The sequence below is a fragment of the Phyllobacterium brassicacearum genome (assembly GCF_003010955.1).
Taxonomy (GTDB): Bacteria; Pseudomonadota; Alphaproteobacteria; order Rhizobiales; family Rhizobiaceae; genus Phyllobacterium; species Phyllobacterium brassicacearum.
Window position 1 is genome coordinate 76,876 of record NZ_PGGO01000011.1, and the last position, 12,025, is coordinate 88,900.

Below are 12,025 nucleotides of genomic sequence, written 5' to 3' on the forward strand. Positions count from 1 at the left end.
ATGCTCAACCGTTATTTGCGAGAAGCGATAGTTTGTGGACGTTGCTGGGGCCGTCCTTGTCGAGAAGCCGTGTCGGGTAATCGCCAGTGAAATAATGATCGGTGAACAACGGCGCGCGCGCATCACGCGGCGATCCGCTGACAGCCTTGTACAGCCCGTCAATTGACAGGAACGCCAACGAATCGGCGCCGATATAATCGCACATGGCGGCCAGGTCGGCATATTGATTGGCCAGCAGCTTGTCGGCATCCGGCGTATCGATGCCATAGAAGTCAGGATGGAAGATCATCGGACTGGCCACGCGGATATGGACTTCGCGTGCACCAGCATCGCGAATCATCTGCACGATCTTGACCGATGTAGTTCCACGCACGATCGAGTCATCGACGAGCACGACGCGCTTGCCTTCGATTACGGCACGGTTGGCCGAATGCTTCAGCTTCACACCGAATGCCCGGATCGATTGGGTAGGCTCAATAAAGGTACGTCCGACATAATGGTTGCGGATGATGCCAAGTTCGAAGGGAATGCCGCTAGCCTGCGCAAAACCGATCGCTGCGGGCGTACCGCCATCCGGAACTGGGACGACGACATCGGCCTCAAGCGGCGCTTCCTTGGCAAGATTGATGCCCATGTTCTTGCGTGCGGTGTAGACGTTGCGGCCGCCGACGATGGAATCGGGTCGGGCGAAATAGACATACTCGAACAGGCACAGCCGTTCCTGCTTGGGAACTTGTGGCTTGAACGCATCGATGCTGATCGAACCATCTGGCTGGATCTCGCAAACCACCACTTCACCATTCTCCACGTCGCGCACGAACTTGGCGCCGATGATGTCGAGTGCACAGGTCTCAGATGCAAAGATCGGCTTGCCGTCAAGTTCGCCCATGACGAGCGGGCGGATGCCGATAGGGTCGCGCGCAGCAATAAGTTTGGTGCGGGTCAGTGCGAGCATAGCATAACCGCCTTCCATCTGGCGGATCGCATCGATGAAACGGTTGCTGGACGAGGCACTGCGTGAACGCGCAATGAGATGTAGCACGACTTCCGTATCGGAATTCGACTGGCAGATAGCACCATCGGCGATCAACTGGCGACGCAGTGTCAGGCCATTGGTGAAATTGCCGTTATGGGCAATGGCGATACCGCCAACTTCGAGTTCGGCGAGCAATGGCTGGACATTGCGCAGGACCGTATCGCCAGTCGTGGAATAGCGGACATGGCCAATTGCGCGGTCGCCGGGCAACTGGGCGAGGGTGGCCGGGTTGGTATAGTGATCACCGACGAGACCCATTCGGCGTTCCGAACAGAACTGCCGGCCATCATAGGAGACGATACCGGCTGCTTCCTGCCCGCGATGCTGCAGGGCATGCAGCCCGAGCGCTGTCAGGGTTGCAGCGTCGGGATGCCCCAAAATGCCAAACACACCGCACTCTTCGTGCAGTGTGTCATCATCGAGGGACATCAATTGGGTATCGTTACGAGAAATGTCGGTCATTACCGCCAGCCTTTCGCCGCAGATTCAATTGTGTCTAGCTTGCATTATGCCACACTATATGGAGCATTACCAAACAAACGCCAAGTGCCGATAAGTGCCAATATTGACGCAGTTATGTCGTTCATGCGCCCAATTACTGGTTTGTCGTACCTTCCGGAGGAATGTCTTCCTTGGGTTCCGGCGCTGCGGTGCCGTCTGGGGCAGTATCAGGTGCCGTCGTTGTACCGGGCTTCAGTCGGTTGAGAATGGTCGATTCCGGATCTTCCGGCAACAGACCGATCAGTTTTGCCCCCAGTGAATCGATCATCGGCTTGGATTTCGCCTGGGCGATCCAGGCCGGCTGGTTGTCAGTCACCAGCCAGTTGAAGAACAACATGGCAACGACAACCAGGAGCACGCCGCGTGCTGCACCAAAGAGGAAGCCGAGCGTCCGGTCCAGCGCGCCAATGCGGCTATCGATGATGAAATCTGCAATCTTCATGGTGATGATGGACACGACAATCAGCGTGACCACAAAGACGAGGCCGGCGGCAGCGATCTGCGCGATGGTGTCGTTGCTGATATATGGCGTGAGAAAGGGCACGACGGGCTTGTAAAAGAGGTAAGCAGCCGCAGCGGCAGCTGCCCAGGAGACAACCGATAGCACCTCCCGGGAAAAGCCGCGCACCATGGCAAGGACCGCCGAAACGAGGGTGATGCCCAATAGAATTCCGTCAAGCAACGTAATCGGCATTATTTACAGTCCCCAATTCAAACCTGATCAGCCAAAGCCTCGTTAGATCGGCTTGGTGGTCAGTCTTCGCGTTGTCTTTTACCGGGTCCCGACGCTGCAATCCGGGCCACAAGGTCCGGCAGCGACGCCGTCTCGGTCAGACGAGCATTGCCGTTCTTTGAGACATCGTTGCTTCCCTTGGGAAGAACAGCCTGTTTGAACCCAAGCTTATCTGCTTCCTTCAGCCTCTGCACTGCGTGCGCCACCGGGCGAACCGCGCCAGATAAACTGACTTCGCCGAAATAGACGCAATCTGCGGGAAGGGCAATACCGGCAATAGAGGAAACCAGTGCAGATGCAACGGCAAGGTCGGCTGCAGGCTCGGCAATGCGGTATCCACCCGCCACATTCAGGTAAACATCATGCTGACCGAAGCGAACGCCGCAATGCGCTTCGAGCACCGCGAGAATCATCGACAGCCGGTTGCCATCCCATCCGACAACGGCGCGGCGGGGAGTGCCGAGCGTAGAGGGTGCGACGAGGGCCTGGATCTCGACGAGAATCGGCCGCGTGCCTTCCATGCCGGCAAAAACCGCGGCTCCAGGCGACTTTTCATTGCGTTCGCCGAGAAAAAGCTCGGAAGGATTGGCGACTTCCCGCAATCCCCGGTCCGACATTTCGAACACACCGATTTCGTCGGTCGGCCCGAAGCGGTTCTTGACGGTGCGAAGAATCCGGTAGTGGTGACCGCCTTCACCCTCGAAGTAGAGCACCGCATCGACCATATGCTCGACGACGCGTGGCCCGGCGATCTGGCCTTCCTTGGTCACATGGCCGACGAGAACCACCGCCGCGCCGGTCTGCTTGGCATAACGAATCATGGCCTGGGCTCCGGCCCGCACCTGGGTCACCGTGCCCGGTGCCGAATCGGCGGCGTCGGTCCAAAGCGTCTGGATCGAATCAATGATGATCAGGTCCGGCCGCTTTGCATCGGAGATCGTTGCCAGAATGTCCTCGACATTGGTTTCCGCGGCGAGCAGCACATCCGTATCGGCAGCATGCAATCTCTGGGCGCGCAATCTGATCTGTGCCACCGCTTCCTCACCGGAAACGTAGACGACGCGATTGCCTTTGCGCGCCAATGCGGCGGCCGCCTGGGTGAGCAGGGTGGATTTGCCGATGCCCGGATCGCCGCCGACGAGGATGGCCGAACCGCGAACAAAACCACCGCCGGTGACGCGATCAAGCTCGTTGATTCCGGATTGGATGCGCGGTGCATCCTCGATCTCGCCGGAGAGGGTGGTCAAAGCGACCGCGCGGCCCTTGCGGCTCGACAGTTTGCCTGGCCCGCTGCCGATGCCGCCGGATGTGCCTTCCTCGACGAGCGTGTTCCACTCGCCGCACTCGTCGCACTTTCCCGCCCAGCGCGCATGAACAGCGCCGCAATTCTGGCAAATGAATTGAATTCTCGTTTTTGCCATCAGTCGCTCTGTCCGGAATGGAGATAGCGGCGGTGGTAACGATTTCCGAGGCTTGTCAGCAATTCATAACCTATGGTGCCGGCCGAACGGGCGGCATCGTCAAGCGCAATGTTCGGGCCGAACAGCTCAATATAGTCGCCCGGCTTTACGGCATCCTCGGCGAGATTGGTAATATCGAACGAGGTGAGGTCCATGGTAATCCGGCCGATGATCGGTACTTTCTTGCCGGCCACGAAACCCTCACCGCCGCCAGGCACCGCATTGCGCAAGGGTACCCCGCTGCCTGAAGCAGATCGAAGGTAACCGTCCGCATAGCCCACTGAACAAATGGCGATGCGCGTATCGCGTTGCAGAGTCGTCGTCGCGCCATAGCCAACCGTTTCACCCTTCACACCAGTTTGGATTTGGACGATACGTGCCTCCAGAGTCACCACCGGACGCATAGGATTGGGCGTGTCCGAAAGCGGCTCTCCGCCATATATCGCAACACCTGGGCGGTTGAGATCGAATTCTCTACTTGCCGGATGAAAGATGCCAGGAGAATTGGCGATGCTTGATTCAATTCCTGCAAAGGCGGCGCGAAGCTCTTGAAAAGATTCGAATTGCTTCTGGTTCAATGCATGAGCCCGATCATCGGCCGTTGCCAGGTGCGTGATCAAAAGGATCGGCTTTTCGGCCCGTCCATCCGCGGCAAACGCCAGCCCTTCATCGACGTTGAGGCCCAGCCGGTTCATGCCCGTGTCGACATTCAGCGCAAAAGGCAGCTTGTCTTTGCGGCCCTTATTCAGCTTTTTCCACAGGCTGAGTTCATGCAGAGAGCCTAAAACCGGGATCAGATTGGACTGTTCATAAACCGGAAAAGCCTCAGCGAAGAAACCATTGAGGACGAACACCCGGGCATCGGGCGCGACAGCTTTCACGCGCAAACCTTCCTCGGGCAGCGCCGCGAAGAACGTGCGGCATCCCGCCTGCCACAGCACTGGTACGACGTGCACGATACCCAGGCCATAGGCGTCAGCCTTCACCACGGCTCCCGTATCCGCCGGCGACTTTTCTGCGAGAAGCCGCCAGTTCGCGACAAGAGCGTCGAGGTCGATTGTGAGCCGCCCGCCCGCGAGCCTGGGATCGGCGCCGGTGGTCGTGATGTTAGAGCGGGTTGCAGTCATGTTGGATCAGTTCTGTTTCTCGGATGGCGAGACAATCCACGCGGAGGTGGCGAGGCCGATGTGTGTGCATCGGGCGAAGCTACCTGACAAAGTGGGTGTCCGCCAGCACGAAACCCGATCACTCGAAGCGTTCTGGCAGATGCGAGTCTTCGGCAAGGTCGGTAAAGCGCGTGTATTCCGCCTGGAACGCTAGCCGCACAGTGCCCGTCGGACCATGACGCTGCTTGGCCACGATGACTTCGGCCTTGCCCATGGCTTCGTTGAGATCGGCCTGCCACTTGAAATGCTCCTCAGTGCCCGCCTTTGGCTCCTTGTTTTTGATGTAATACTCATCGCGGTAAACGAAAAGCACAACGTCAGCGTCCTGTTCGATCGAACCCGATTCGCGCAAGTCGGACAGCTGCGGGTGCTTGTCTTCGCGGCTTTCCACCTGACGGGAGAGCTGGGAAAGGGCGATGATCGGCGTATTCAGTTCCTTGCCGAGCGCCTTCAAGCCCGTGGTGATTTCCGTGATTTCCTGCACGCGGTTCTCCGACGCGCGCTTCGACGAGCCCTGCATCAGCTGAATATAGTCGATGACGAGGACATCGAGTCCCCGTTGGCGCTTGAGCCGCCGCGCACGCGCTGCGAGCTGTGCAATCGAGATACCACCGGTCTGGTCGATATAGAGCGGTACCTTCTGCATGTGCTGCGAACAGGCGACCAGCTTCTCGAAATCGGCCTCGCTGATCTCGCCACGTCGGATTTTCGAGGAACTGATTTCCGATTGCTCCGAGATGATACGGGTTGCCAGCTGCTCGGACGACATTTCGAGCGAGAAGAACCCGACAACGCCGCCATTCTTCGCCTTGAAGGTCCCATCCGCCAGTTGCTCCGGCTCGTAGGCGGCGGCAATGTTGAACGCGATGTTCGTGGCGAGCGACGTCTTGCCCATGCCCGGACGTCCTGCCAGCACGATCAAGTCGGATGGCTGCAGGCCGCCCATTCGGGCGTCGAGCGCCCGAATGCCAGTAGAAATGCCGGAAAGGTGACCGTCGCGCATGAAGGCCGCGTTGGCCATGTCGACAGCGGTCTTGACCGCATCGGTAAATGTCTGGAATCCGCCATCGTAGCGTCCGGTCTCGGCAAGTTCGAACAACCGCCGCTCGGCATCTTCGATCTGGCCCTGAGGCGCCACATCGACCGGCGCGTCATAGGCGATATTGACCATATCTTCGCCGATCGTGATCAGCGCGCGGCGTGTGGCAAGATCGTAAATTGCCCGGCCATAGTCTTCCGCGTTGATGACGGTCACGGCTTCTGCAGCAAGACGGGCGAGATATTGCATCACCGTCATCTCGCCGACCTTTTCCTCGGCCGGCAGGAATGTCTTCAGCGTGACGGGATTGGCCATCTTGCCCATGCGGATCATGTCAGATGAGACGTCAAAAATCTTCCGGTGCAGCGGCTCGTAGAAGTGGGTCGACTTCAGGAAATCAGATACGCGGTAGAAGGCATCGTTGTTGACGAGGATTGCGCCAAGAAGCGCTTGTTCGGCCTCGATATTATTCGGGGCCTCGCGGTAGAATGCGTCCCGCGCCTCATTGATCTTGCGTACCGTTGCTTCTGCCATCTCGTGTTTCCCCGTTCTCCTTCACTATGGTCATGGCGCAATTAACCGCGCAACGCGGGGTCGAAACATACATTTCAATCCACAACAACAAGAAGCTGACTGACGGTTTAAGGCTTGACTCAGAGACGCTGATTCGACGGCGATTCGCCACTCTCAATGTACACCCTGCCTATTGCAGGTCGCAATTCCGCCGGCTGTGGAAAAGCAAACGAAAACTATCCGCCCCGGGAGAGCGGATAGTTGAGGCTTGCAAGAGAAAGACGGGCGGCTAACGCCCGGCCGCTGTTTCCTTGGTCTCAACCTGGCTGTTGGCGGAGCTGCGTTCGCATTCGAGCCGCTTCAGCCGCTTTTCTTCCTTTTCGATGTAGTTCCGCGTCAAAGGGACGGCCTCCTGGCGGTGAGCGAGCTGGATCTGGAACACTACAAGATTCTGCCAGCGGAATGCTGCTTCCGACGCTGCAAGATAGAATTCCCACATCCGGCAGAAGCGTTCGTCATAGATCGCCTTGGCCATTTCGCGGTTGACCATGAAGCGTTCCCGCCAGATCCGCAGCGTGTCGGCATAATGCAGGCGAAGGATTTCCACATCCGTGACGATCAGACCGGCCTTCTCGATATGTGGAATGACCTCCGACAATGCCGGAATGTACCCGCCCGGGAAGATGTACTTCTGGATAAAGGCATTGGTATAGGACGGCCCGTCGGAGCGCCCGATCGTGTGCAGCAGAAATACACCATCTTTTTTCAAAAGCCGCGCCGTATGATGGAAATATTCGGGGAAATGGCCAATGCCGACATGTTCGAACATGCCGACAGATACGATCCGGTCAAAACTTTCCTCGATTGTGCGGTAATCGCGCAGATCAAACCGCGCCTGCGCTGTCAGACCTTCCTCGAAGGCACGCTCGTTGGCGATGCCGTGTTGCTCCTGAGATAGGGTCACGCCGGTGACATCGGCTTTAAGATGTTTGGCGAGATAAAGCCCGAGGCCACCCCAGCCACTGCCGATGTCGAGGGTCTTGTGACCCTTTTCAACCAGCAGCTTGGCCGCGATATGGCGTTTTTTTGCCATTTGCGCCTCTTCGAGCGTTGCGTCCGGCCGTTCAAAATAGGCGCATGAATATTGCATGTCCGTATCAAGAAACAGTCGGTAGAGGTCTTCCGAAAGATCATAGTGCCGCTGAACGTTGCTGGACGCGCGCGTCAAGGTGTTCATCTGATGCAAGCGGCGGGTGGCGCGGCGGATCCCTTCAATCGCCAGCATCCAGGGTTCCCTGGCAACGGTTGCGCCGGTGTTTTCAAAGATGATCTTCAGAACGTCATAGATGTCGCCGTCAAGGACATCGAGTTCACCGTTCATATAGGCTTCGGCAAAATGCAGCGATGGATCGAAAGCGATTTTCCGCTCCGCAGCGGCACTGTTGATGCGAAAGTGGATGGGGTCACCGGTTCCATCGCCGAAGGTTCGCGATTTGCCGGAAGAGTCCGTTATGATCAGTGTACCAGTGTGTATCAGCCGTGAAAGTGTAGCCTTTAGAATGGCATTCATGAACAATCTCCATCATTGACGATAGAGCTCGGCCATAGAAAGACTCGGGAGGAGTCTAGGTCGGGCATAGGGAGGACAAACAAATCTAATCGTTTTTTTGTTCCTGAAAAGCAAAAAAACACCCGGCATCGCTGCCGGGTGTTTCAAAATATTGATGGGATCATTCTTTTGAATGATACATCCAAATAAATCAGGCGTTTTCTTCGCCTTCTTCGTCCTCATCAAAGAACTCGTCCGAGAGCGGTGCTTCTTCAATGCCGTAGATCGCCTGGGCGGAGGTGAGGTCTTCACCCTTTACTTGGCGCTCTGCTTCATCGGCGGTGCGTGCAATGTTGATCGTTACCGTTGCTTCGACTTCAGGATGAAGCGCCAGAACGATATTGTGCAGGCCGATCGTCTTGATTGGCGTGTTCAATTCAACCTGGTTGCGGTTGAGCGAGAAGCCTTCAGCCGTGATCAGGTCCGCGATGTCGCGCGTCGAAACTGAACCGTAAAGCTGGCCGGTCTCGCCTGCGGAGCGAACGGCGACGAATGTCTTGCCGTCGAGCTTCTCAGCGATTGCCTGAGCTTCGGTCTTGCGCTCGAGATTACGGGCCTCGAGCTGGGCGCGTTGGCCTTCGAACTTCTTCTTGTTGGCTTCGTTGGCACGAAGAGCCTTGCCCTGCGGCAAGAGGAAGTTACGGGCAAAGCCGTCCTTTACCTTGACTGTTTCGCCCATCTGGCCGAGGCGGCTGATACGTTCGAGAAGAATGACTTCCATTTGAGTTTTCCTTGTCTGTTCTGGTGTTCAATTGTCATTATTGGGTGGTGTTGAATTCGCAGCCTTCGAGACCGGGGCGTTGCGCGACGTGTCGAACAACCCGGCCAGAAGGAAGAGAAAGAGCGCGAAAGCAAAAAGCATGACCGCGAGGTATGCAAACCACAGGGCCACCGGGCGCCAGGGCGCGCCGCGTGTCCTTGCATGCAGCATGGCGAAACCCGCCATCATGAAGCCTGCGCCAAGCGCGCCGGCAATGGCGGTGGCCGCGTAGCCTATGCCGCCAGGTAGAAAGCAAGCCGCACAAGCGACTGCAAAAATGATGAGAGCCGGGCGCGGCATGCGCAACGCACGCGGCCAGTCGTCTTTCGGACGGCGCAATCGGCCGGAGGCTGCCGTCAGACGCAGCGCGAGATAAAGATTGGCGACGATAATCATCACCCAGACGGCCGGTTGCAGGGCTGGCAGGACGCGTACGACGAAGTCTGCCATGTTTTGGGCGACATCAGCGTTTGCAGCAAGTTCCGGGTTATTGGCGGCAAGTTGCTGGCCGAGCGATTTCGCGAGTTCGCCCGCGAGATCGTCGCCGAAGCCAACCAGCATGCCGATGACGATGAAGCTTGCGCCAACGATCAGTGCGAGCCGCAACAATGTGTCTGCAAGCGGGTACCAGACGTAGACGTCCTTGGGACCTCCGATTTCTTCCGCAGGACGCGCAAGACCGGTGAAATAAGCCGCTGCGGCAGCGGGAACGGCCGTGATCAGCACTACGATGAGTGCGGCTGTCGGTGCAGCAAGAACGGAAACAGCCACGGCCATCGACAGGGCGGCAATAAAGCCTGCGGCAGTGCCCCATCCAAGCGCAGCCACAAAGATCGGCAGCGGCGAGAAGAGCAGGAGAGCCATGGCAAGGGTCGACTGCGTGATAACGCCAACTGAGAGCAGCGCGGCCGAAAGGCCCGCCAGCACTCCAACGCCAATATCTTTTGCAGTCGGTTTCATTTCACTCGCTGTCCTGCTTGCCGAAGCAGTTAGAGGTGGTTCTTAAACCAATGCCTCAACTTGGGTTTCTTGTTTTAACGCAATTCCGGACGGAAAACCGGTTTCCACGTTTCCTGGAATTGCTTTGGTTCACCAGACCCGCGCCCATCGCGGATGGAGAGATGAAGGCGGCGGAGCTGGCTCTGCCGCCTTCGGATATCTTACTTCACAACGTAAGGCAGCAGGCCGAGGAAGCGGGCACGCTTGATCGCCTGGGCGAGTTCGCGCTGCTTCTTCTGGCTGACAGCCGTAATACGGGAAGGAACGATCTTGCCACGTTCGGAAATGTAGCGCGACAGGAGCTTGATGTCCTTGTAGTCGATCTTCGGCGCATTGGCACCCGAGAACGGGCAGGTCTTGCGGCGGCGATGGAACGGACGACGGGTCGGGATCTGATTGATATCAACCATTATTCTGCTCCTTCACCGGCTTCGTTGTCACGCGGACGGCGTGGACGGCGCGGACGGTCGTCATCGCGGCCACCGAACTTGTTGTCATCGCGGTCGCGGCGATCGTCACGGCGTGCGAGCATGGCCGACTGGCCTTCCTCGTGCTCTTCAACGCGGATCGTCATGAAACGCAGGACGTCTTCGTTGATGCGCTGCTGGCGCTCAAGCTCGGCAACAGCTGCTGCAGGAGCAGTGATGTTGAGCAGGGAGTAATACGCTTTGCGGTTTTTGTTGATACGATAGGTGAGGGCACGAAGTCCCCAGCTTTCGATGCGCCCGACTGATCCGCCATTGCTTTCGATGATGCCCTTGTACTGTTCTACAAGCGCATCGACCTGCTGCTGCGAAATGTCCTGTCGGGCAAGGAACACATGTTCATAAAGAGCCATTGTCTTTGCCTTTCTTCGTTAGTATTGCCCGGTGTCAACGGTAAACCTCTGCGAATCTCTCTGCCGGATAACCGGGGAAGAAAGGACGCTGATGGAGACGATCGAGAGCGGAGACACGGGAGGCTGAAGCGTTACGCTTCGACGGATTTTCATCCGGCCCTCCGTTCAGCCCCCAGCTGACGCCGAGCAATGAACGGGCGCTCTATACGGGCAAATGGCCAAATAAGCAACCCGCCAGGAAATTATATCGGTCCGGCTATTGTAAATCGGGCTGAGGCTCGATTCAAAGGAAAGAAGCCTCTCACCCACTGCCACAGGGTAGGACAGTTTGCAACAAAGCTTGACTTCGTGCTTGGCTGTAGGCACATCGCGGCAGATTGGCATTTGTAAAGCAACGATTGGAGGGGGCTCCCGATGCCCATTGCATTCACTTTTCCGGGTCAGGGAAGTCAAGCCGTTGGCATGGGCAAGGCTTTGGCCGACAACTTCGCCGAGGCCCGCGCCGTCTTCGATGAGGTGGATGAGGCGCTTGGTGAAAAGTTGTCTTCGATCATCTGGGAGGGGCCAGAGGAAACGTTGACCCTCACCGCCAATGCCCAGCCAGCCCTCATGGCAGTATCCATTGCCGCCATCCGTGTGTTGGAATCCAAGGGTATTTCCTTGAAGGACAAGGTCTCTTTCGTCGCGGGCCACTCACTCGGAGAGTATTCGGCATTGTGTGCGGCCGGCACGTTCTCGCTTCCTGATACGGCACGGCTGCTGCGTACCCGCGGCAATGCCATGCAAAAGGCCGTCCCGGCGGGCGAAGGAGCGATGGCAGCCATCATCGGCCTTGAGCACGAGGATGTCGAAGCCATCTGCGCCGAAGCGTCAAAGCAAGGTGCCGTTCAGATCGCCAATGACAATGGTGGGGGTCAGCTGGTTATTTCGGGCGCGAAAAGTGCGGTCGAGGCGGCCGCAGCGCTCGCAACGTCAAAAGGCGCCAAGCGCGCGCTGATGCTGCCGGTCTCGGCACCTTTCCATTCGGCTCTGATGGAGCCGGCTGCCGAAGCCATGCGTGCGGCCCTGGCCCAAGTTTCAAAGAATGATCCCGTTGTACCGCTGATTGCCAACGTGCGTGCTGCTCCAGTGCAATCCGCGGATGAAATCGCGGCTCTTCTGGTCGAACAGGTGACCGGACAGGTACGCTGGCGCGAGACGGTGCAATGGTTTGGCGAGAACGGCGTGACCACACTCTATGAGATCGGTGCCGGCAAGGTGCTGACCGGCCTCGCACGCCGTATTAATAAAGACATTTCCGGTGTCGCCATCGGCACTCCCGAGGATATCGACGCGGCTGTAGCTGCCCTGAACGCTTGAAAAGGAACGCGC

General features: G+C 57.8%; 11 protein-coding genes. 1 reads left to right on the top strand and 10 read right to left on the bottom strand.

The window, feature by feature from the left end; translation table 11 throughout:
* Positions 1-4: 4 nt before the first annotated feature.
* The 10 genes from purF to rpsF form a co-directional block, all read right to left on the bottom strand.
* The gene (gene purF, locus CU102_RS15615) at positions 5-1,465 is read right to left on the bottom strand and encodes an amidophosphoribosyltransferase (RefSeq protein WP_106712136.1); all 1,461 of its coding nucleotides are present in this window, start codon (positions 1,463-1,465) and stop codon (positions 5-7) included.
* 166 nt (positions 1,466-1,631) lie between these two features.
* Positions 1,632-2,231, bottom strand: coding sequence for a CvpA family protein (locus CU102_RS15620; protein ID WP_106712031.1), 600 nt, complete (start codon positions 2,229-2,231; stop codon positions 1,632-1,634).
* 59 nt (positions 2,232-2,290) lie between these two features.
* The gene (gene radA, locus CU102_RS15625) at positions 2,291-3,691 is read right to left on the bottom strand and encodes a DNA repair protein RadA (RefSeq protein ID WP_106712032.1); all 1,401 of its coding nucleotides are present in this window, start codon (positions 3,689-3,691) and stop codon (positions 2,291-2,293) included.
* Positions 3,691-4,857 (bottom strand): alanine racemase, encoded by a 1,167-nt coding sequence (gene alr / locus CU102_RS15630; protein ID WP_106712033.1) that lies wholly within the window; start codon positions 4,855-4,857, stop codon positions 3,691-3,693. The genes radA and alr overlap by 1 nt, the downstream gene beginning before the upstream one ends.
* A gap of 118 nt (positions 4,858-4,975) precedes the next feature.
* Complete coding sequence (locus tag CU102_RS15635) at positions 4,976-6,469, bottom strand: replicative DNA helicase (protein ID WP_106712034.1); 1,494 nt, start codon at positions 6,467-6,469, stop codon at positions 4,976-4,978.
* Positions 6,470-6,737: 268 nt separating this feature from the next.
* On the bottom strand, positions 6,738-8,018 hold the full coding sequence (locus tag CU102_RS15645) for a cyclopropane fatty acid synthase (RefSeq protein WP_106712036.1): 1,281 nt from the start codon (positions 8,016-8,018) through the stop codon (positions 6,738-6,740).
* Positions 8,019-8,208: 190 nt separating this feature from the next.
* Positions 8,209-8,778 (bottom strand): 50S ribosomal protein L9, encoded by a 570-nt coding sequence (rplI, locus tag CU102_RS15650; RefSeq protein ID WP_106712037.1) that lies wholly within the window; start codon positions 8,776-8,778, stop codon positions 8,209-8,211.
* A 27-nt stretch (positions 8,779-8,805) separates the two neighbouring features.
* The gene (locus CU102_RS15655) at positions 8,806-9,777 is read right to left on the bottom strand and encodes a DUF2232 domain-containing protein (RefSeq protein ID WP_106712038.1); all 972 of its coding nucleotides are present in this window, start codon (positions 9,775-9,777) and stop codon (positions 8,806-8,808) included.
* Between the two features lie 200 nt (positions 9,778-9,977).
* Entirely contained in the window at positions 9,978-10,226 is a 249-nt protein-coding gene (rpsR, locus tag CU102_RS15660) for a 30S ribosomal protein S18 (RefSeq protein ID WP_027229803.1), read from the bottom strand.
* Positions 10,226-10,654: a 30S ribosomal protein S6 gene (gene rpsF, locus CU102_RS15665; RefSeq protein WP_106712039.1), complete on the bottom strand. Its 429-nt coding sequence runs from the start codon at positions 10,652-10,654 to the stop codon at positions 10,226-10,228. The genes rpsR and rpsF overlap by 1 nt, the downstream gene beginning before the upstream one ends.
* A 414-nt stretch (positions 10,655-11,068) precedes the next feature.
* Between rpsF and fabD the strand changes: the two genes are divergently transcribed.
* The gene (fabD, locus tag CU102_RS15670; protein WP_106712040.1) at positions 11,069-12,013 is read left to right on the top strand and encodes an ACP S-malonyltransferase; all 945 of its coding nucleotides are present in this window, start codon (positions 11,069-11,071) and stop codon (positions 12,011-12,013) included.
* Positions 12,014-12,025 lie beyond the last annotated feature (12 nt).